This window comes from Streptomyces sp. NBC_01352 (genome assembly GCF_036237295.1).
GTDB lineage: Bacteria > Actinomycetota > Actinomycetes > Streptomycetales > Streptomycetaceae > Streptomyces > Streptomyces plumbiresistens.
On the sequence record NZ_CP108354.1, the window covers coordinates 6,753,889 to 6,773,745 of the forward strand.

The 19,857-nt window shown below is 70.3% G+C and carries 18 protein-coding genes; 12 read left to right on the forward strand and 6 right to left on the reverse strand.

What is annotated here, in order from left to right:
• Positions 1–7: 7 nt before the first annotated feature.
• Positions 8–1,450, reverse strand: coding sequence for a hypothetical protein (locus OG252_RS31480; protein WP_329340316.1), 1,443 nt, complete (start codon positions 1,448–1,450; stop codon positions 8–10).
• A gap of 298 nt (positions 1,451–1,748) precedes the next feature.
• Between OG252_RS31480 and OG252_RS31485 the strand changes: the two genes are divergently transcribed.
• Positions 1,749–2,114, forward strand: a complete 366-nt coding sequence (locus OG252_RS31485) for a hypothetical protein (RefSeq protein WP_266439176.1) — start codon at positions 1,749–1,751, stop codon at positions 2,112–2,114.
• 53 nt (positions 2,115–2,167) lie between these two features.
• On the forward strand, positions 2,168–3,028 hold the full coding sequence (locus OG252_RS31490) for a spermidine synthase (RefSeq protein ID WP_329340318.1): 861 nt from the start codon (positions 2,168–2,170) through the stop codon (positions 3,026–3,028).
• Between the two features lie 32 nt (positions 3,029–3,060).
• Here the strand turns inward: OG252_RS31490 and OG252_RS31495 are convergent, their stop codons facing one another.
• Positions 3,061–3,576, reverse strand: coding sequence for a hypothetical protein (locus tag OG252_RS31495; RefSeq protein WP_266439180.1), 516 nt, complete (start codon positions 3,574–3,576; stop codon positions 3,061–3,063).
• A gap of 122 nt (positions 3,577–3,698) precedes the next feature.
• On the opposite strand from OG252_RS31495, the gene OG252_RS31500 reads away from it, so the two are divergent.
• From OG252_RS31500 to OG252_RS31545, 10 genes are all read left to right on the forward strand, one after another.
• A complete protein-coding gene (locus tag OG252_RS31500; protein WP_266439182.1) occupies positions 3,699–4,403 on the forward strand; it encodes a response regulator transcription factor in 705 nt (234 codons plus the stop codon).
• Positions 4,400–5,809, forward strand: a complete 1,410-nt coding sequence (locus OG252_RS31505; protein ID WP_266439184.1) for a sensor histidine kinase — start codon at positions 4,400–4,402, stop codon at positions 5,807–5,809. The genes OG252_RS31500 and OG252_RS31505 overlap by 4 nt, the downstream gene beginning before the upstream one ends.
• A 74-nt stretch (positions 5,810–5,883) precedes the next feature.
• Complete coding sequence (locus OG252_RS31510; protein ID WP_266439187.1) at positions 5,884–7,320, forward strand: glycoside hydrolase family 18 protein; 1,437 nt, start codon at positions 5,884–5,886, stop codon at positions 7,318–7,320.
• Between the two features lie 182 nt (positions 7,321–7,502).
• The gene (locus OG252_RS31515; protein WP_266439189.1) at positions 7,503–8,816 is read left to right on the forward strand and encodes an ABC transporter substrate-binding protein; all 1,314 of its coding nucleotides are present in this window, start codon (positions 7,503–7,505) and stop codon (positions 8,814–8,816) included.
• Entirely contained in the window at positions 8,813–9,793 is a 981-nt protein-coding gene (locus OG252_RS31520; RefSeq protein WP_266439192.1) for a carbohydrate ABC transporter permease, read from the forward strand. The genes OG252_RS31515 and OG252_RS31520 overlap by 4 nt, the downstream gene beginning before the upstream one ends.
• Positions 9,790–10,674 carry a carbohydrate ABC transporter permease gene (locus OG252_RS31525; RefSeq protein WP_266439195.1) on the forward strand — a complete coding sequence of 295 codons (885 nt, stop codon included), beginning with the start codon at positions 9,790–9,792 and terminating at the stop codon, positions 10,672–10,674. The genes OG252_RS31520 and OG252_RS31525 overlap by 4 nt, the downstream gene beginning before the upstream one ends.
• Positions 10,675–10,700: 26 nt before the next feature.
• Positions 10,701–12,014 carry a glycoside hydrolase family 36 protein gene (locus tag OG252_RS31530; protein WP_266448465.1) on the forward strand — a complete coding sequence of 438 codons (1,314 nt, stop codon included), beginning with the start codon at positions 10,701–10,703 and terminating at the stop codon, positions 12,012–12,014.
• Positions 12,011–14,014: a beta-galactosidase gene (locus OG252_RS31535; RefSeq protein WP_266439198.1), complete on the forward strand. Its 2,004-nt coding sequence runs from the start codon at positions 12,011–12,013 to the stop codon at positions 14,012–14,014. The genes OG252_RS31530 and OG252_RS31535 overlap by 4 nt, the downstream gene beginning before the upstream one ends.
• A 62-nt stretch (positions 14,015–14,076) precedes the next feature.
• Entirely contained in the window at positions 14,077–14,286 is a 210-nt protein-coding gene (locus tag OG252_RS31540) for a type II toxin-antitoxin system VapB family antitoxin (RefSeq protein WP_266439200.1), read from the forward strand.
• A 67-nt stretch (positions 14,287–14,353) separates the two neighbouring features.
• Positions 14,354–14,635 (forward strand): PIN domain-containing protein, encoded by a 282-nt coding sequence (locus OG252_RS31545; RefSeq protein ID WP_323186059.1) that lies wholly within the window; start codon positions 14,354–14,356, stop codon positions 14,633–14,635.
• A 75-nt stretch (positions 14,636–14,710) separates the two neighbouring features.
• Here OG252_RS31545 and OG252_RS31550 read toward each other — a convergent pair whose 3' ends face one another.
• The 4 genes from OG252_RS31550 to OG252_RS31565 all read right to left on the reverse strand — a co-directional run bounded on the left by OG252_RS31550 (position 14,711) and on the right by OG252_RS31565 (position 19,548).
• The gene (locus OG252_RS31550; protein WP_266439202.1) at positions 14,711–16,150 is read right to left on the reverse strand and encodes a GH1 family beta-glucosidase; all 1,440 of its coding nucleotides are present in this window, start codon (positions 16,148–16,150) and stop codon (positions 14,711–14,713) included.
• 136 nt (positions 16,151–16,286) lie between these two features.
• On the reverse strand, positions 16,287–17,189 hold the full coding sequence (locus OG252_RS31555) for a carbohydrate ABC transporter permease (protein ID WP_329340323.1): 903 nt from the start codon (positions 17,187–17,189) through the stop codon (positions 16,287–16,289).
• Positions 17,190–17,200: 11 nt separating this feature from the next.
• Positions 17,201–18,214, reverse strand: coding sequence for a carbohydrate ABC transporter permease (locus OG252_RS31560; RefSeq protein WP_266439208.1), 1,014 nt, complete (start codon positions 18,212–18,214; stop codon positions 17,201–17,203).
• A gap of 5 nt (positions 18,215–18,219) precedes the next feature.
• On the reverse strand, positions 18,220–19,548 hold the full coding sequence (locus OG252_RS31565; protein WP_266439211.1) for an ABC transporter substrate-binding protein: 1,329 nt from the start codon (positions 19,546–19,548) through the stop codon (positions 18,220–18,222).
• Positions 19,549–19,857: the final 309 nt, after the last annotated feature.

Sequence of the window (19,857 nt, forward strand, 5' to 3'; positions counted from 1 at the left end):
CCCGCGGCTACGCCGTGCGCGGCAGACTCGCATGACGTTCCAGGAACGCCGACACCCCCGACGCCCGCCGATGCGGCAGCAGCACCCGTGCCGTGCCCGCGAGCATCGTCTGGATCCTGGACGACTGGACCTCGCCCAGCAGGTCCAGTACCCGCATCCCGGCCGCCGCTGCCTCGTCGGGGCGGCCCCCGCGCGCGAGGTCGTCCGCCAGTTCCGCCGTGTACAGGGCGATGTTCCGGGTGAAGTGCGGGTCCTGGAGCTGCGCCGCACGCCCCGCGTGCCGGGCCGCGCGCCGCCAGTCGCCGAGTGTCGACCAGCACTGCGCCTCGAGGCCCTCCAGCTCGGCCTCTCCGTAGAAGCTCATCCACTCGGGGTCGGCGTCCGAGTGGCCTCGCTCGAAGAGGACCTGTGCGCGGGCGAGCGCCTGTTCGCAGCCGGTGCGGTCGGCGAGCCCGGCCCAGCCGCCCGCCTCGCGCAGCGCGAGCAGCGACATCAGCCGGGCGGAGCCCAGCGGGCGCCCGACGCGTTGCGCGGCCTGCGCGGCGCGTACCGCCTCGCGTGGCCGGCCCGCGTCCCGGGCGAGGAAGGCCGTATTGCAGAAGGCGTGTGCCTCAAGGCCCGGGTCCCCGGTCATCCGGGCGGTCGCGAGCGCCTCGGCGTAGTGCGAGCGGGCGTCGTCGAAGCGGCCCGAGTCGTGGGCCAGCCAGCCCACCGAGATGGCCAGTTCACCGGCGCCCGAGTGGAGCCGTTCGGCGGTCGTCTGCCGGGTCGTGTGGGCGTCGAGCAGGGCGTAGGCGGCGCGCAGCGGAGCGGCCGCGCGACGGTAGAGGCCGTCCGCGCCGTGCCGGTCGTCGAGCAGCCGGATGCTGCGGACGGCCTCTTCGAGGGCGCCCGCCTCGCTCGTCCCGACGCGCCGGACGGGGCGTTCCGCGGCCGCGGCGTCGAAGGCGAGTGTTAAGGGGCCCAGCGAGACGGCGGCCATCGTGGCGCCTCCGCTGGTCATGAATGCGCGACGCAGCACGTCGCTCTCCTCGTGGTTGTCGTGCGTCTCGTACGGGTCCTGCGTGTCATACGGCTCGTACGCCCCTGGCGTCTCACCGGCGGTGTACGCCGGGCCGGCGTCGCCGGAGGGGGGCGCGTCCTCGGGAGCGTGCGCCCGTCGTCCGCGTACGGACGAGCGGGGCGCGAACCCGAGGTCGGTGAGCGTGCGGCCGGGGAACATGTGCAAGAACACCCGTTCGTACGCATAGTTGGGACAGCGGATCTCACCCGCCTCGACCCGGCCGACATAGCGTGCGTCGCAGCTGACCCGCTCGCCGATCTCGCGGGCGGCCCGCCGTACCGCAGCGGCGAACTCGGCCGGCGAGCGCTGTCCGCGCAACTGCCGGAACGCGAGGTTGGGCTGCGGTGGTCTGGGGGACTGGGACGAGGTCACCATTGACGACGCCATGGCCGGGTCCTCTCGTGCGAACCGTCGAACCATGCCGGAACCAAGGTGGGTTCACGGTGAGTTGTCCGTGTGACACCCCGGTTTCCGGCGGGCAAGAACGTACCTGCTGTAACGGACCCGCCACGCGGTGTTTGGCTACAAACCGGATATCTCATCCGTGATCTGCCATGAACTGCCATCCTTTGCGGCGGACTTCCGCCGTAGCCGTTGACAGGTGGGCGCGTTGAACCCTGTGGACCGGGAGCCGCCCGACTCCCGACCCGTTCGTTGGAGGAGGGGTTCCGTGGTGGAGGCCGGTATGGGGACCAGACACAGTGACACCGTGTGCGACGTCGTCACCGTGCCGACGCGGCACGGGCTCGAGGCGGTCGACATCCTGCGGCGCGGGGCGGGCGACGAGGCGGTCGGGCCCGTCCTGCACGACGACGACTGCGGCACGCTGGGTTTCGTGGTCCCGCCGGGGACCGCGGCCGGATGGGACGTACCGGGCAGCACCTGCACGGAGACGGACGGGCGGGGGCTGCGGCTGAGCCCCGAACCGGTGGAGGGATCGGACTGGCTGCTGCCGCCGGGGGAGGCGGACCTCGCGACGGATCCGGCGGTGCTGCGGGCGGCACTGGGGGAGGCGGCCCGGTTGATCGAGGCGGCGGACAACTGCCGCTGACGCCGGCACGAGCCCGCTGAGCCGCGCGCCTCGCGGCGCCTGATAATGGCGTCATGGGAAAGTCCAGGAACGCCCGTCGGGACAGCGCCCCCGTCGCCGTACCCGTGGACGGCGGGCTCGCCCAGCTCATACCCGATCGGGACCGGGCGCGGGCCTGGACACTCCTCGTCGACGGGGCGCCCCAGTCGCACGTCGATCTCGACGACCCGGCGTATCTGTCCTTCGAGTACCAGCGGCGGCTCGGGCACGTCATCGACCTGGCCGCCCAGCCCGGCAAGCCCGTGCACGCCGTGCACCTCGGCGGGGGCGCCTTCACCCTCGCCCGTTACGTCGCCGCCACCCGCCCCCGCTCCACCCAGCAGGTCGTCGAGCGCGACGCGGCCCTCGTCCAACTGGTCCGCCGGGAGCTGCCGTTGGACACGGGGGCCCGGATCCGGGTGCGTTCCGTCGACGCCCGCGAAGGACTCGCCAAGGTGCCCGACGGATGGGCCGACCTCGTCATCGCCGATGTGTTCAGCGGCGCCCGCACCCCGGCCCACCTCACCTCGACCGAGTTCCTCGACGAGGTCCGCCGGGCGCTGAAGCCGGGCGGTCTCTACGCCGCCAACCTCGCCGACGGGCCGCCGCTGGCCCACCTGCGCGGCCAGATCGCCACCGCGGCCGCCCGCTTCCCGGAACTCGCCCTGGTCGCCGACCCGACCGTCCTGCGCGGCAAGCGCTTCGGCAACGCGGTCCTCGTCGCCTGCGACCACCCGCTCCCGATCGCCGAACTCACCCGCCGCGCGGCCTCCGACCCGCACCCGGGCCGCGTCGAACACGGCAGGTCGCTGACCGACTTCACGGGCGGGGCCCTACCGGTGATCGACGCGGCCGCGGTGGCCTCCCCGGCGCCGCCGGCATCCGCGTTCCGGTGAGTCAGCAGATTCGGTAGATCCCGAAAGAAGATCTAGTAGTTCCCGATCTCCACGCGCGGCGGCCCGTCGTGCCAGGTGCAGAACACCGACACCCGGTCCGCGCCCGAGCCGAACTCCACCCGGATCCACGACTCCGTCTTCCACACCTGCATCGACCAGCCGGTGCCGGGCGTCGCCGACACCAGCGTCGCGGACGTCTTCCCGAGGTCGAAGACCGCACGGCCGCCGTCGGTGTCGTAGCTCTTGATCTGCCCGGACGCCGTGGGGGACGGGCCGGCGCTCGTCGTCGGCGGGCTCGACGGGGTCCGGGTGGGGGTCGGGGACGGCTCGCGCGCGGGGCTCCTCGACGCGGACGGCGTCGGCCGGGCCGTCGACGAAGCCAGCGGCTTCGACTCCTGCGTGGTCGCGTCGGCCGCCGTGATGGGCAGGGCGCGCGGGGGGTCGTACGCCGTGCCCGCCATCACCGAGTGGACGCCCCACCACGACAGCGTGACCGCCGCGCCCGTGGCGAGCGTCCAAGCCAGTAGGTGTATGAGTCCTCTGCGCATCGCGGGCCATACTGCCTCACGCGTCCCACCGATGTCGCCCGGTGCGCGGGTCGTTGTCCACAGGTGCGCAGTTGTCCACAGGCGCCGGAACGGCCTCCCTCGCATGGCGTAGGTTGCGGCGCATGGCAAGTGTGCTCGTGGTCGAGGACGACCAGTTCGTACGCTCGGCGCTCATCCGGCACCTGACCGACGCCGCCCACACGGTGCGCAGCGTCGGTACGGCACTGGAGGCGCTGCGCGAGGTCGCCCATTTCCGTTTCGACGTCGTGATCCTGGACCTCGGTCTGCCCGACCTGGACGGCTCCGAGGCCCTGAAGATGCTGCGCGGCATCACCGACGTCCCCGTGATCATCGCCACCGCCCGGGACGACGAGACGGAGATCGTCCGGCTGCTGAACGCGGGCGCGGACGACTACCTGACCAAGCCGTTCTCGGTCGAGCACCTGTCGGCCCGGATGGCGGCGGTCCTACGACGGTCCCGCAGCGCCGGCGGGGACGCCCCGCCGGAGACCGTGCTGCGCGTCGGCGGCCTGACCGTCGACCCGCTGCGCCGGCAGGCCGAGCTGGACGGCGTACGGCTGGACCTCACCCGGCGCGAGTTCGACCTGCTCGCCTTCCTGGCCGGCCGGCCAGGTGTCGTCGTCCCCCGCAAGGAACTGCTCGCCGAGGTGTGGCAGCAGTCGTACGGCGACGACCAGACCATCGACGTCCATCTGTCGTGGCTGCGCCGCAAGCTCGGCGAGACGGCGGCGAGCCCGCGCTATCTGCACACCCTGCGGGGCGTCGGCGTGAAGCTGGAGCCACCGGGATCGGAGCCGGCGCGATGAGATGGGCACTGGTCAAGGTCTCGCTGGCGGTCACCACCATGGTCGTGGTCGCCTTCGCCATCCCGCTCGGACTCGTCATCAAGGAGATGGCCCGGGACCGCGCCTTCTCCAACGCCGAACGGCAGGCCGCGGCCGTCGCCCCCGCCCTGTCCATCACCACCGACCGCGACCAGCTGGAGCGGGTCGTCGCCTCCGCCGGCTCGGACGCGGGCCTGGCCGTGCACATACCGGCGTCGGACGGCGCCGCGGCCGTCGACCTCGGGCGGCAGCGCGCCGCCGACGGGGACATCGCGACCGTGCGGAAGCTGGGCCGCGCCTCCACCAGCGAGGTGCCCGGCGGCTCCACGCTGCTCCAGCCGGTCGCGCTGAGCTCCGGCGAGATCGCGGTCGTCGAGGTGTACGTCCCGGAGTCCGAGGTCAGCAACGGCGTGGCCACCGCCTGGGCGGTCCTCGCCGGGGTCGGTGCCGCGCTCGTCGTCGGCTCGGTCGCGGTCGCCGACCGGCTGGGCGTGCGGATGGTGCGGCCCGCGCAGCGCCTGGTCGAGGGCGCGCACGAACTGGGGGAGGGGAAGCTGGGAGCGAGGGTGCCGGAGGAAGGGCCGACCGAACTGCGGCTGGCGGCGGTGGCGTTCAACTCCATGGCCGACCAGGTCGTACAACTCCTGGCGAACGAGCGGGAGTTGGCGGCCGACCTGTCCCACCGGCTGCGCACACCGCTGACCGTGCTGCGGCTGAACGCGGCCTCGCTCGGGGACGGGCCGGCCGCCGAGCAGACCCGGGCCGCGGTCGCGCAGTTGGAGCGCGAGGTCGACACGATCATCCGTACCGCCCGGGACGCCAAGCCGCAGACCGCGGCCGCCGGGCCGGGCGCCGGATGCGATGCCGCCGAGGTCGTGCGCGAGCGGATGGCGTTCTGGTCGGCGCTCGCGGAGGACGAGGGCCGCAAGTGGCGGGTGGCCGGGGCCGACCGGCCGGTGCGCATACCCGTGGCCCGCGCGGACCTGGTCGCCGCCCTGGACGCCCTGCTCGGCAACGTCTTCCGGCACACCCCGATGGGCACGGCCTTCGCGGTCGACCTGCACAACGGCGAGGACGCGGTGATCGTGCTGGTGTCCGACGCGGGGCCGGGCATACCCGACCCGCAGGCGGCGATGGCGCGCGGCCGGGGTTCGGGGAGCGCCGGGTCGACCGGGCTCGGCCTCGACATCGTGCGGCGGCTCGCGGAGGAGACGGGCGGGGACGTGCGGCTCGGGGCGTCGGTGCTCGGCGGGACCGAGGTGCGGATCTGGATCCAGCTGGACGGGCGCGAGCGGGCGCCTCTGCGGCGGGGGCACCGAGGCTCCGTACGGCGCCGCCGGCCCGGTCGGCTGGTCTCCACCTTTAACCGGTCCCGATCCCTTCCTTAAGCCCGCCCTAAGATCACCAACCTCCGTCCTGATCAGGCCGTTTGTCCGATTCCGGATCGCTAGCGTGCCACGCCATGAGCACCCATCGGCGCAACGTGAGCACAAGAAGCAAGGTGATCGGCGGGACCGTCGCCGCTGCCGTGGTCGGGAGCGGGGCGGTCCTGCTGGCCGGCACCGCCCAGGCCGCGGGGACCGGAGCCGTGTACACCAGGACCAGTGACTGGTCCTCGGGTTACACCGCGCAGTACGTGGTCACGAACAACAGTGGCGCGACCGACAAGGACTGGAAGCTGGAGTTCGACCTGCCGGCGGGCGCGAGACTGAGCTCCCTGTGGAATGCCGAGTCGGCAGTGAGCGGGCAGCGCGTCACCGTGACGTCGGCGAGGTGGGACACGGACGGACTGGCGGCCGGTGAGTCGGTCACCGTCGGCTTCGTGGTCAGCGGCACCTCGGACCCGACCGGTTGCCTCGTCGACGGAGTGAAGTGTTCCGCCGACGACACCGCGACGCCCCAGCCGAGCGGCCGCCCGACCCAGTCCGCGACGCCGACACGGACGGCCACCGCGACCCCGACCGCTTCCCCCTCGGAGAGCACCGACACGGGCTCCGGCACCACGACCGGCGCCGCCTTCGCCCCCTACGTCGACACCTCCCTCCACCCCGCCTTCGATCTGGTGGCGAGCGCCGAGGCGACCGGCGTGCAGGACTACAACCTGGCCTTCGTCACCGACGGCGGCGGCTGCACGCCGAAGTGGGGCGGGGTGACGGACCTGGCGAGCGACGCCGTGGCGGCGCAGATCGGCGCCCTGCGGGCCGAGGGCGGTGACGTGCGGGTCTCCTTCGGCGGTGCGGCCGGGTCCGAGCTGGCCACGGCGTGCTCCTCGGCGGGCGCGCTGGCGACGGCGTACGGGAAGGTCGTGGACGCCTATGACCTCACCAAGGTCGACTTCGACGTCGAGGGCGGGGCGCTGCCGGACACGGCCGCGAACACGCGCCGCGCGCAGGCCGTCGCGAAGCTCCAGGAGCAGCACCCCGGCCTGGACGTCTCCTTCACGCTCCCGGTCATGCCCGAGGGCCTGACCCAGGACGGCGTGAACCTGCTGGCCGACGCGAAGGAGAACGGTGTCGCGATCGCCACCGTCAACATCATGGCGATGGACTACGGACCGGCGTACAGCGGCGACATGGGCACCTACGCCGAGCAGGCCGCGACCGCCACGCAGGCGCAGGTCAAGGGCGTCCTGGGCCTGTCCGACAGCGCGGCCTGGAAGGCCGTCGCCGTCACGCCGATGATCGGCGTGAACGACGTCACCTCGGAGATCTTCAAGGTCGACGACGCCACCCAGCTGGTGGACTTCGCCAAGGCGAAGGGGCTCGGCTGGCTGTCGATGTGGTCGGGGACCCGGGACAAGCAGTGCCCCGGCGGGGCGAAGGACTCCGCGGACGCCACGTGCAGCTCGATCGTCCAGGACGCGTTCGCGTTCTCGAAGGCGTTCGCCGCGTACAAGTGATCCACTCCGGGGGCGGGAGGGATCGTGTCGATTACGTTTCGACAAATCGGGCCGACAGCTATTGACGTATGACCTGACATACGGCTGTCATTGCGCCATCGTGTTCGGTCAAGTTGGTTTCTGGTCGATTGCGACCGGATCTCAAACCCTCCGAGACCGACCCTCCCCGTCAGGAGCCGTTCATGCCCGACCTCTCTCCCTCCGGCCTCTCCTTCCCGTCCCCCAGCCGCCGCACCATGCTGCGCGGCATGGGTGGCGCGGCCCTGCTCGGCGCCGGGATACCCCTGCTCAGCGCCTGTGGCGGCAGCGGCACGTCCGCCGACCCGAAGACGGTCACGCTCGGCTCCAAGGCGTCCGACGCGGTGCCGAAGAAGGCGTTCGCCGACGTCTACGCGGCCTACAAGAAGAAGTCCGGCATCACGGTCGACGTGAACACCAAGGACTCGAACACCTTCCAGGAGCAGATCAACTCCTACCTGCAGGGCACGCCGGACGACGTGTTCACCTGGTTCGCCGGCTACCGGATGCAGTTCTTCGCGGCCAAGGGTCTCGCCACGCCGATCGACGACGTGTGGCAGAAGATCGCGGGCAACTTCCCCGAGGCGATGCAGAAGCTGAGCAAGGGCGAGGACGGCAAGTACTACTTCGTGCCGCTGTACACGTACCCCTGGGCGGTCTTCTACCGGAAGAGCGTCTTCAAGCAGTACGGCTACGAAGTCCCCACCACCTGGGACGACTTCGTCGCGCTGTGCAAGCAGATGCAGAAGGACAAGCTGGTCCCGATCGCCTTCGGCGACAAGGACGCCTGGCCCGCGCTCGGCACCTTCGACCAGATCAACTTCCGCAAGAACGGCTACGACTTCCACGTCGACCTGATGGCGGGCAAGGCCTCCTGGACCGACGCCAAGGTGAAGTCCGTCTTCGACCTGTGGGCCGAGATCCTCCCCTACCACCAGGAAGGCGCCGTCGGCCGCACCTGGCAGGACGCCGCGCAGACCCTGGTGTCGAAGAAGGCCGGCATGTACCTGCTGGGCACCTTCGTGGGCCAGCAGTTCACCAACCCGGCCGACCTCGAGGACCTCGACTTCTTCGCCTTCCCGGAGATCGACCCGGCGTACGGCCAGGACACCGTCGAAGCCCCGACCGACGGCTTCATGATGAGCAAGAGCCCGAAGAACAAGGCCGAGGGCGTCAAGCTCATGGAGTTCCTGGGCACCCCGGAGGCCGAGGAGGCCTACCTCAAGGCCGACCCGAGCGTCGTGGCCGCCTCCACCAAGGCGGACACCTCGGCGTACACGCCTCTGCAGAAGAAGGCGTACGACATGATCGCCGGGGCCAAGAGCCTCACCCAGTTCATGGACCGTGACAGCCGCCCGGACTTCACCTCGACGGTGATGCAGCCCTCGCTGCAGAAGTTCGTCCGTGACCCCAAGGGCGTCGACAGTCTGCTGTCCTCGATCGAGCGCCAGAAGAAGACGATCTTCGCCTCGTCATGACAACGGAAACCACAGAGGAGATCCCGGAGGCGGCCGCCGTGCCGCCTGCGGGCACTGCCCCCGCCAAGAAGAAGGTGCCTCACGGGCACCGCCGTCTGCTCACCCGCCGCGACCGGTTCACCCTGGCGTTGATGGCGGGTCTGCCGACGCTCCTGCACATCGCCCTGGTGTGGGTGACGGCCTTCGCGTCGATCGCGCTGGCCTTCACCACCTGGGACGGCATCGGCTTCGACTCGATCAAGTGGGTCGGGCTCCAGAACTTCAAGGAGCTCTTCGAACAGAACCCGCAGTTCTGGCCGGCCGTCCAGCACAACGTGATCTGGTTCGTGGTCCTGATCGCGATCCCGACCCCGCTGGGCCTGTTCCTGGCCGTGCAGCTGGACAAGAAGATCCGCTTCAGCCGGGTCTACCAGACCGCGTTCTTCCTGCCCGTGGTCATGTCGATGGCCGTGATCGGCTTCGTCTGGCAGCTCATCTACAACCCCGACACCGGCCTGATCAACAGCATCATCGGGGCCAACGAGCCGGGCAAGTACATCGACTGGATCGGCGACCCCGACCTCAACCTGTGGGCCATCCTCATCGCCGCGTCCTGGCGCCACACCGGCTACATGATGATCCTCTACCTGGCCGGCCTCAAGGGCGTGGACCCCTCGCTGCGTGAGGCGTCCTCGCTGGACGGCGCCAACGAGTGGCAGACGTTCAAGAACGTCATCTTCCCCACCCTGCGCCCCACCAACACCGTCGTCCTGGTCGTCACCATCATCGAGGCGCTGCGCGCCTTCGACCTGGTCTTCGTCTTCAACAAGGGCGCAGAGGGCACCGAACTCCTCTCCATCCTGGTCACCAACAACATCATCGGCGAGTCCAGCCGCATCGGATACGGCTCCGCGATCGCGGTCGTGCTGCTGCTGATCTCCCTCGTCGTGATCATCCCCTACCTGGTGTCCACCTTCCGGAAGGAGCGGCGCGCATGACCACCACCGTCATCACCAAGACCCGCACGCCCGTCCGCCCCGCCCGGATCCTGCTGCACCTCTTCCTCGCGGGCGCCTCCCTGGCCTGGCTCGGCCCACTTCTGTGGGCGCTGTACTCGGCGATGCGCCCCTACGCGGAGACATCCGAGAAGGGCTATGTCTCCTGGCCCGACAAGCTCAGCTTCGACAACTTCACCAACGCGTTCACCCAGTCCGACATGGGCCACTACTTCGTCAACACGATGATCATCGCCGTGCCGGCGGTGCTGGTGACGCTGTTCCTGTCGTCGATGGTCGCCTTCTACGTCAGCCGCTTCGACTTCCGCATCAACCTGTTCCTGCTGCTGGTCTTCACCGCCGGCAACCTGCTCCCCCAACAGGTCATCATCACCCCGCTGTACCGCCTGTACCTGCTCATCGACCTGCCCGGCATCACCATGAGCGGCAAGCTCTACGACTCCGCCCTCGGCCTGGTCCTCATCCACGTCGCCTTCCAGTCCGGGTTCTGCGCCTTCGTGCTGAGCAACTACATGCGCTCCCTGCCCCACGAACTGACCGAGGCCGCCCTCGTCGACGGCGCCTCGGTGTGGCGCATGTACTGGCAGATCGTGCTGCCGCTGTGCCGCCCCGCGATGGCCGCCCTGGCCACCCTGCTGTCCATCTGGATCTACAACGACTTCTTCTGGGCCCTCGTCCTCATCTCCACCGGCGAGAACATGCCGATCACCTCGGCCCTGAACAACCTCACCGGGGCGTACTTCACCGACCCCAACCTGGTCGCCGCCGGCGCCCTGCTCACCGCGATCCCCACCCTGATCGTCTACTTCGTGCTCCAGCGCCAGTTCGTCAGCGGCCTGACCCTGGGCGCCAACAAGGGCTGACCGCCCCCCGCTTGAAAGAGACCCTCGTGCACAACCCCTTCACCCCGGTCGCCTCCGTGCCCGTGGACGCGCGGAACGCCCGCGTCCACGAGGAGGGCTGGCAGTCCTGGAGCCCCAGCGGCGCCTACGCCCTCGGCGACAAGCCGTACCGCCCGACGAACGACAACTGGGCGACGGTCTGCTACCGGCCGGGCGTCACCGTCCCGGACGGCACCTTCCAGGGCGAGGGCCTTCTCGCCCTCGACCCGGGCGACGGATCGCCGGTCCGGCTGTGGGCGGCGGCGGAGCCGCTGAGGGAGGTCCCGTCGATCCGCCTGCTCGTCGAGGGCGACACGGCTCAGATCAGCGCCGACGGCCCGGTGAAGGAGTTCACGGGCACCGACATCCAGGCGACGCTGGCGGACTGGGCCGCCGGCCTCGGGGGCGCGGCCCCGCGCCCGGCCCCGACGGTCTGGTGCTCCTGGTACGAGTACTTCACCGCCGTCACCGAGGACGACATCCACGAGAACCTGCGTGCGATGGACACCCTCGACCTGCCCGTCGACGTCGTCCAGATCGACGACGGCTACCAGAAGGCCCTCGGCGACTGGCTCACCCTCTCCGGCCGCTTCCGCTCCCGCGCGGGGATCGCCGACGCGATCCGCGCCCGGGGCCGCCGGGCCGGCATCTGGACGGCACCCTTCCTGGTCGACCCGGCGAGCGACCTCGCCGCCGAACACCCCGACTGGCTGGTCCGCGACCCGGACGGCGGCTTCGCGCACGCGGGCCGCAACTGGGGCCACGACCTGAGCATCCTCGACACGACCCACCCGGCCGCGGCGGAGTACCTGACCTCCGTCTACACGACGCTGCGCGCCGAGGGCTACGACTACTTCAAGGTCGACTTCCTGTACGCGGGCGCCCTGGACGGCGTACGGCACTCATCCGCGGACGCTCTCCAGGCGTACCGCTCCGGCATCGAGCTGATCCGCGACGCGATCGGCGAGGACGCCTACCTGCTGGGCTGCGGCGCACCCCTCCTTCCCTCCATCGGCCTGTTCGACGCGATGCGGGTCAGCCCCGACACGGCCCCGCACCGCCGCCCCGAGGCCGACGACTACTCCCAACCCGGCCAGGACCCAGCCGAGTTCACCGGTGCCGGCCGCCAGTGGCAGCACGGCCGCCTCTGGATCAACGACCCCGACTGCCTGATGGCCCGCCCCGCGGTGGAGACCCGGGAGCGGTGGGCGGCGCACGTCGAGGCGACGGGCGGCCTGATGGCGTCCAGCGACCGGCTGCTGTCCCTGGACCAGTGGGGCGTGGAGACGACGCGCCGTCTGCTGGCGGGAGGTGCCCGATGAGCGAGCTCGCCGTCCCCGGTATCGCCTACGGCGGTGACTACAACCCGGAGCAGTGGCCCGAGGAGGTCTGGGCCGAGGACGTACGCCTCATGCGCGAGGCCGGCGTCACCATGGTCAGCGTCAACATCTTCGCCTGGGCGCTGCTGGAGCCGCGCGAGGGCGAGTACGACTTCTCGCGGCTCGACAGGATCCTCGCGCTGCTCCACGAGAACGGCATCGCCGCCGACCTGGCGACGCCGACGGCGGCACCGCCGGCGTGGTTCTTCCGCGCGCACCCGGACGCGCTGCCGGTGGACCGGGACGGCCGCGGACTGTCGTACGGCAGCCGTCAGACGTTCTGCCCGAGCAGCCCCGCCTACCGCGAGGCCGCCCTGCGGATCACGGGCGAACTGGCCGCGCGGTACGCCGATCACCCGGCCGTGGTGATGTGGCACATCCACAACGAGTACGGCTGCCACAACGCGGAGTGCTACTGCGAGGCGAGCGCGGAGGCGTTCCGGGGCTGGCTGCGGGAGAAGTACGCCGATGACCTGGAGGCGCTCAACCGCGCCTGGGGCACCACCTTCTGGAGCCAGTGGTACTACGACTGGGACGAGATCATCCCGCCCCGCGCCACCGGTGCCGTCCCCAACCCGGCCCACCAGCTGGACTGGCGGCGCTTCTGCAGCGACGAACTGCTGTCCCTGTACAAGGCGGAGCGTGAGGTACTGAGGGCGGCAGCCCCGTCGGTCCCCGCCACCACCAACTTCATGGTGATGTACAACTTCGACGCCCTGGACTACTGGCGCTGGGCCCCCGAACTCGACATCGTCTCGAACGACCACTACCTCCAGTCCACGGACCCGGAGTCGGAGATCGACATCGCGCTGAGCGGCGACCTGGTGCGCTCGCTGGCGGGCGGGCGTCCGTGGCTGCTGATGGAGCACTCGACGGGCGCGGTGAACTGGCAGCCGGTCAACCGGGCGAAGACGGCGGGCGAGTTGCGCCGCAACGCGCTCGCCCACGTGGCGCGTGGGGCGGACGGCATCGCCTACTTCCAGTGGCGGGCCGCCAAGGCGGGCGCCGAGCAGTGGCACTCGGCGATGCTGCCGCACGCGGGCACGGACAGCCAGATCTGGCGGGACGTGGTGCAACTGGGCGCGGATCTTCGCGCGTTGGCGGAGGTACGGGGGAGCACGGGCACGGCGAAGGTCGCCATCGTCTGGGACTGGAACGCCTGGTGGTCCGTCGAGCTGCCGTCGCAGCCCAGCGGTGAGGTCCGCTTCCAGGACCTGGTCCGCGCCTGGTACGAGCCGCTGTGGCGGGCGGGCGTGGCGGTGGACTTCGTCCGCCCGGACGCGGATCTCTCGGCGTACCGGGTGGTGCTGGCTCCGAGCCTGTACCTGGTCGACGACGAGGGCGCGGCGAACCTCGCCGGCTTCGCGGAACGCGGCGGCACGCTGGCGGTCGGCTTCCACAGCGGGGCCGTGGACGAGAACTGCCATGTGCGGCTGGGGGGTTACCCGGGTGCGTTCCGCGAGGCGCTGGGCGTGCGGAGTGACGAACTCTTCCCGCTGCTGCCGGGCGAGCCGGTGGGCCTGAGCGAGGGCGGCACGGCGTCGGTGTGGTCGGAGCGGGTGCGCCTGGACGGCGCGGAGGCGGTGACGTCGTTTGCGTCCGGCCCGCTGACCGGTGTCCCGGCGGTCACGCGTCACACCCACGGCACGGGCACGACCTGGTACGTCGCGACCCTGCCGGACCCGTCGACGCTGGCCGACCTGCTGGACCGTATCCGCACGGAGGCCGGCGTGACGCCGGTGCGGGTGACGCCGGAGGGGGTGGAGGCGGTGCTGCGACGCGGCGAGGACGCCGACTACCTCTTCCTGATCAACCACGGTGATCGGTCCGCCGAGGTCGAGGTCCCGGCCGGTGCCGCGGACCTGCTGGCGGGCAAGCCCGTCGAGGGCGGCACGGTCACTGTCCGGGCGGGGGACGTCGTGGTCGTACGCGAACCGCGGTAGACGTCCGGGGGCCTCCTAGTGGACATACTGGAATCGCAATCGGATATCCAGGAGGTCCTCTCATGACCAAGACGCTGATCGACATCGATGAGGAACTGCTGGCCGAGGCGGCCATAGCGTTCGGCACCAAGACCAAGAAGGACACCGTCAACGCCGCACTCAAGGAAGGCGTCGAGCGCAAGAAGCGTGCGCTCGCGCTGGCCCGGCTCGCGGCCCGGGCGGATGCGGGTGACTTCGACGAGTTGCTCGACAGGGAGAACTACCGTCGATGAGTGCGGCTGCCTACCTCATCGACACCAGCGCTCTGGTCCGAGGTCGAGTTCCTCCACAGCGCCAGGAATGCTGAGGACCGGGCCGGACCGTACCGCACCGGTCCAGGACCTGGACGCGCTGTTCGGCTGGACTCCCCTGGACGACAGGGCCGTGACACGCGCCTGGGACGTGCAAAGGGAACTGACCGAGAAGGGTCGGCACCGTTCCGCGGGCGCGGTGGACCTGCTCGTCGCCGCGACGGCCGAGCTGCAGGGGCTGATCATGCTCCACTACGACCACGACTTCGAGACCATCGCCTCGGTCACCGGGCAGCCGACTCAGTGGCTTGCGGCCCCGGGCAGCCTCTGAGCCCTCCGAACCGCGAGGCGCGGCACGTCCCCTCGACGTGCCGCGCCTCGTCCCCCGGTTCCCCCGAACAGTGGCCTACTCGGCCGTCGTCACCGGCGGAAGCGACCCCGTCCGCGCCGCCTCGCGGTACCACAGCGCGCTCGACTTCGGTGTCCGCTCCAGCGTCGCGTAGTCCACGTACACCGCGCCGAACCGCTTGCCGTAGCCGTACGCCCACTCGAAGTTGTCCATCAGGGACCACAGGTAGTAGCCCCGCACGTCCGCGCCGTCCGCGATGGCGCGGCGGACCGCGCGCAGGTGGCCGTGGAGATAGGCGATCCGCTCGGGGTCGTGGACGCGGCCGTCGGGGTCGGGCTTGTCGTCGTAGGCCGCGCCGTTCTCGGTGATGTAGATCGGCAGACCCGGCGCCTCACGTGTGTAGCGCATGATCAGGTCCTGCAGACCGGTCGGGTCGATCGTCCAGCCCATCTCCGTGCGCTCGCCCGGCGTCTGGTGGAAGGCGACGTCGTCCGCGCCGGGCCAGGGGGAGGAGGAGCTGGCGCCGTGGCCGTCGGCGCGCGGGGCGGCGGCGTTCGGGTCCGTCGCCGCGACCAGTGCAGGGGTGTAGTAGTTGAGCCCCAGCGCGTCCAGCGGCTGGTTGATCGCCGCCAGGTCGCCGTCCTGGACGTACGACCAGTCCGTGATCAGCTCCGTCGCGGCGTACAGCGTCTCCGGGTACGCGCCGTGCAGCATGGGACCGTGGAAGACGCCGTTGGCGAGGTCGTCGATCTTCTGGGCGGCCGCCAGGTCGGCGGGGTCCTGCGAAAGCGGCCTGACCACCGAGGAGTTGAGGCTCACCGCCACCGAGTTGCGGGCCGGCATCGCGGCGCGCAACGCGGAAGCGCCCAGACCGTGCGCCAGGTTCAGGTGGTGCGCGGCCTTCAACGAGGCCGCCGCGTCCGTACGGCCGGGGGCGTGCACCCCGGAGGCGTAGCCCAGGAAGGCGCTGCACCACGGTTCGTTGAGGGTGATCCACTGCTCCACCCGGTCGCCGAGCGCCTCGCCGACGATCTGCGCGTACTCGGCGAAGCGGTACGCCGTGTCGCGCTCGGGCCAGCCGCCCGCGTCCTCCAACTCCTGCGGCAGGTCCCAGTGGTAGAGGGTGACGGCCGGCTTGATGCCCACGGAGAGCAGCTCGTCCACCAGCCGGCGGTAGAAGTCCAGGCCCCGCTGGACCGCCGGGCCCCGGCCCGTCGGCTGCACCCGCGACCAGGAGATCGAGAACCGGTACGCGGTCAGACCGAGGCCGGCCATCATCGCTACGTCGTCGCGGTAGCGGTGGTAGTGGTCGACAGCGATGTCACCGGTCTCGCCGCCGGCCGTCTTGCCCGGCGTATGGCTGAAGGTGTCCCAGATGGAGGGCGTACGGCCGTCCTCCCGCACCGCCCCCTCGATCTGGTAGGCGGAGGTCGCGGCGCCCCAGAGGAACGCGGGAGGAAAGGTCACCGGGGTCGCCGGCGTTTCGGACTCAGGCATGGAAGCGCTCCCATAGGAGGTCGTGCCGACCGACAGTCGGGGATGGGGGGGAAGGAAGGGGAAGAAAAGGGGGAGGAAGAGAGCGGGGGCCGAGGCAGCGGTGGCTCGGCCCCCGGAAGCAGCGGCGGACCGGGCCTCAGCCCTTGACCGCGCCCTGCATGATGCCGCCCACGATCTGCTTGCCGAAGATGGCGAAGACGAGCAGCAGCGGCAGCGTGCCCAGCAACGCGCCCGCCATGATCAGCGACTGGTCGGGGGTGAAGCCGCGGCCGAGTCCCGCGACCGCGACCTGCACGGTGGGGCTGCCGGTCTGGGTCAGGACCAGGAACGGCCACAGGAAGTCGTTCCACGTCTGGACGAACATCAGCATGCCCAGGACGGCCATCGCGGGCCGCGCGGCCGGGAACACCACGTGCCACACCACCCGCCAGCTGCTCGCGCCGTCCACCCGGGCCGCCTCGATGATCTCGTCCGGCAGCGCCTGGATCAGGTACTGCCGCATGAAGAACACGCCGAACGCGCTCACCAGCGACGGGAAGATGACGGCCTTCAGCTGGTCGGTCCAGCCGAGCTCGGCGACCATCATGTACAGCGGGATCACGCTGAGCTGCGGCGGCACCATCATGGTGCCGATCACGATCAGCATCATCGCGCCCCGGCCCTTGAAGCGCAGCTTGGCGAAGGCGAACCCGGCGATCGTCGACAGGAACACGATGGTCGCCGCCGACACTCCCGCCACGAACGTGGTGTTGATGAACGCCTCGCCGAGGTTGGCGTCGTTCCAGGCGATCTCGAGGTTGTCGAACAGGTTCGAGCCGAACCAGAACGGCGGCGGCGTCTGCGCCAGGCGCTGGGTGTCGCGCGAGGCGGCGATCGCCGTCCACACCAGCGGGAACAGCGAGCCGATGGTGAACAGGGCGAGGATGATGTACGCGATCGGACCGGCGTGCATCTGCCCGCCCGCGCGCGCCGACCTGGGCCGCCGTATGCGCTTGGGCCTCTCGTCGGTCGTGTCCTGCGGGGTCAGTGTCGTCGTCACGGCCGGTTCTCCTAACTACTGGCGCGCAGCCGGCGCGAGATGACGTAGTTGATGATCCCGATCACGATGAGGATGAGGAACATCGTCCAGGCGATCGCCGAGGCGCGGCCCAGGTGCTGGTTGACCCAGCCCTGCTCGTACAGGTAGAGGCCGAGCGTCTGGAACTGGTGCTGGGAGCCGCCGGAGGTGCCCTTGTTCGCGTCGAACAGCAGCGGCTCGCCGAAGAGCTGGGAGGCGCCGATGGTCGACACGACCACGGTGAACAGGATCGTCGGGCGCAGCGACGGCAGCGTGACGTGGATGAACTGCTGCCAGCGGTTGGCCCCGTCCAGGGCCGCCGACTCGTACAGGTCCTGCGGTATCGCCTGCATCGCGGCCAGGTAGATCAGCGCGTTGTAGCCGGTCCAGCGCCAGATCACGATCGACGAGACGGCGAACTGGGAGGCCCACTTGTCGTTCTGCCAGTCGATGTTGTCGACGCCGACGGCGTTCAGCGCCCAGTTGATCATGCCGTAGTCGCGGCCGAAGAGCAGCACGAACACCAGGGACGCGGCGGCGATCGACGTCGCGTACGGCGCGAGCATCATGACCCGGTAGAAGGTCGAGCCGCGCAGCTTGTAGTTGAGGATGTGGGCGATGCCCATCGCCATCAGCAGCTGCGGGACCGTCGAGATGATGCCGATGGTCAGGGTGTTCTTCGCGGCGTTCCAGAAGAAGTCGTCGTCGAAGATCCGGGTGTAGTTGCGCAGGCCCGCCCACTCCATGTCGGTGGGCGCGGTCATCTCCACCGTGTGCAGCGAGGCCCAGCCGGTGTAGATCAGCGGGAACAGACCGAACGCGAGGAAGAGCAGGAAGAAGGGCGAGACGAACGCGTACGGGCTCCAGCGCATGTCCCGCTGCCAGCGGCGGGAGAGCCGGGCCCGGCGGCGCTTGTCCACCTCGGGCACGGCGTCGGCGGGCGGGCGGCCCGGGGCCGCGCCCCCCTCCTTGTCGGGGGGCGCGGCGGTGTCGTGCCGGGTGGTCATACCGGTCACTTCTCCAGGTTGTTGTCGATGGTCTTGGTGGCCGTCTCCCAGGCCTCCTTGGCCGACTTGCCCTGGGTGACCAGGATGACGCCGTTGTCGGTCAGACCCTGCTGGATGATCTGGTCCTTCGGGCCGATCACCTGGGCGGGGATCTGCTTGGCGGCCTCGGCGAAGAGCGTGCCGATCGGGGCGTCACCGGTCATGGTGTTCTTCGCACCGGTGACCTGCGGCAGAGAGTACGCGGCCGGGGCACTCGGGAAGCTGCCCTGCTTGGCGAACAGCTTGGCCTGCTGCTCGGGCGCGGTCAGCCACGCGGCGAGCTTCGCGGCCTCGTCGGTGTTCTTGCCGGACTTCGGCACGGCGAGGAAGGTGCCGCCCCAGTTGCCGGGCTTGGGCGAGGTGGCCACGTCCCACTTGCCGGCCGCCTCGGGCTTCGACTTGCCCTTGATGTAGCCGAGCATCCACGGCGGGCAGGACATCGCGGCGAACTTGCTGTTGGCGATCGTCGTGTCCCAGGCGGGCTGGAACTGCGTCTGGTTGCCGATCAGCCCGTCCTCCGCGGCCTGCGCGGTCAGGTCGAAGGCCTTCTTGATGGCCGGGTTGGTCTTGTAGATGACCTCGCCGGAGGCGTCGTAGAACTTCTCGCTCTCACCGCTGACGATCGCGTTCAGCAGACCGCCGGGGGAGTCCAGGAAGGTGGTGCCCTTGGGCGCCTTCGCCTGGTAGTCCTTGCCCACCTCGACGAACTGCTCCCAGCTGCCCGCCCACAGCTTGCTCACTGCCTCGCGGTCGGCGGGCAGCCCGGCCTGCTCGAACAGGTCCTTGCGATAGCAGATGGCCATCGGTCCGACGTCGGTGCCCAGACCGATGGTCTGGCCGTCCTTGGTGGTGGCCTGCTTCCACTTCCAGTCCAGCCAGTTGCTCGACTGGACGCCCGACACCTTGGACAGGTCCATCAGCTTCGCGGCCTGGGTGTTCACGACCTCGGCGATGTTGCCGACCTCGACGGCCTGGATGTCCTGCAGACCACTGTTCGTGGTCAGGTGGTTGACGAGAGCGGGATAGTAGTTCTCGTTCCGCTCCACGACGTTTTCGGCGATCTTGATCTTCGGGTTCAGCTTCTCGTACTCGGCGTAGAGGCCGGCTTCCTTGAAGCCCTGGGTGCCGAAGAGCCCCAGAGTGATCGTGGTCTTGCCGCCGCCGCCTTCGCCCGAAGACGAGCCGTCGCCGCCGCCGTCTCCGTCGTCGGCACAGCCGGCCAGCAGCCCGGAGCCCAGCGCGGCGACGGCCGCAAGGACCATCGTCTTGCGGGCGATTCGGGTACGTGCTCGCATTGCGTCCTCCTGTTGCCCTGACGTGCCGACCCCCCGGCCAACTGCGTTGTTGGGCCCGTTAGTTCTAGCTGCGGCTCGGGCGGGGAACGTGCGGGATGTGTATGTGTCAGGTACCGTGGGAGCGCTCCCACCGGTGATGTGTTGAAGCGTCGTCGGTCCGAGCGGGGGTGTCAAGGGACTGGGGGCGGAGAGATGCGTTCAGTTATCGGGCTGTTAACTGGAACCCGGGGATCAGGTTTCGGCCACCCCGGGCGACTTCCTGCGGAAACCCGGGAGCCGATCAGTAGCGGGCTCCCCTCCGACGATGAC

Bases quoted from the DNA above. Each gene is read 5' to 3' on its own strand.
- OG252_RS31495 (WP_266439180.1), bottom strand. From the start codon at position 3,576: ATGCGCAGAGGACTCATACACCTACTGGCTTGGACGCTCGCCACGGGC.
- OG252_RS31490 (WP_329340318.1), top strand. From the start codon at position 2,168: ATGGGAAAGTCCAGGAACGCCCGTCGGGACAGCGCCCCCGTCGCCGTA.
- OG252_RS31480 (WP_329340316.1), bottom strand. From the start codon at position 1,450: ATGGCGTCGTCAATGGTGACCTCGTCCCAGTCCCCCAGACCACCGCAG.
- OG252_RS31485 (WP_266439176.1), top strand. From the start codon at position 1,749: ATGGGGACCAGACACAGTGACACCGTGTGCGACGTCGTCACCGTGCCG.
- OG252_RS31560 (WP_266439208.1), bottom strand. From the start codon at position 18,214: ATGACCACCCGGCACGACACCGCCGCGCCCCCCGACAAGGAGGGGGGC.
- OG252_RS31545 (WP_323186059.1), top strand. From the start codon at position 14,354: ATGCTGAGGACCGGGCCGGACCGTACCGCACCGGTCCAGGACCTGGAC.
- OG252_RS31550 (WP_266439202.1), bottom strand. From the start codon at position 16,150: ATGCCTGAGTCCGAAACGCCGGCGACCCCGGTGACCTTTCCTCCCGCG.
- OG252_RS31515 (WP_266439189.1), top strand. From the start codon at position 7,503: ATGCCCGACCTCTCTCCCTCCGGCCTCTCCTTCCCGTCCCCCAGCCGC.
- OG252_RS31520 (WP_266439192.1), top strand. From the start codon at position 8,813: ATGACAACGGAAACCACAGAGGAGATCCCGGAGGCGGCCGCCGTGCCG.
- OG252_RS31510 (WP_266439187.1), top strand. From the start codon at position 5,884: ATGAGCACCCATCGGCGCAACGTGAGCACAAGAAGCAAGGTGATCGGC.
- OG252_RS31525 (WP_266439195.1), top strand. From the start codon at position 9,790: ATGACCACCACCGTCATCACCAAGACCCGCACGCCCGTCCGCCCCGCC.
- OG252_RS31540 (WP_266439200.1), top strand. From the start codon at position 14,077: ATGACCAAGACGCTGATCGACATCGATGAGGAACTGCTGGCCGAGGCG.
- OG252_RS31505 (WP_266439184.1), top strand. From the start codon at position 4,400: ATGAGATGGGCACTGGTCAAGGTCTCGCTGGCGGTCACCACCATGGTC.
- OG252_RS31500 (WP_266439182.1), top strand. From the start codon at position 3,699: ATGGCAAGTGTGCTCGTGGTCGAGGACGACCAGTTCGTACGCTCGGCG.
- OG252_RS31565 (WP_266439211.1), bottom strand. From the start codon at position 19,548: ATGCGAGCACGTACCCGAATCGCCCGCAAGACGATGGTCCTTGCGGCC.
- OG252_RS31535 (WP_266439198.1), top strand. From the start codon at position 12,011: ATGAGCGAGCTCGCCGTCCCCGGTATCGCCTACGGCGGTGACTACAAC.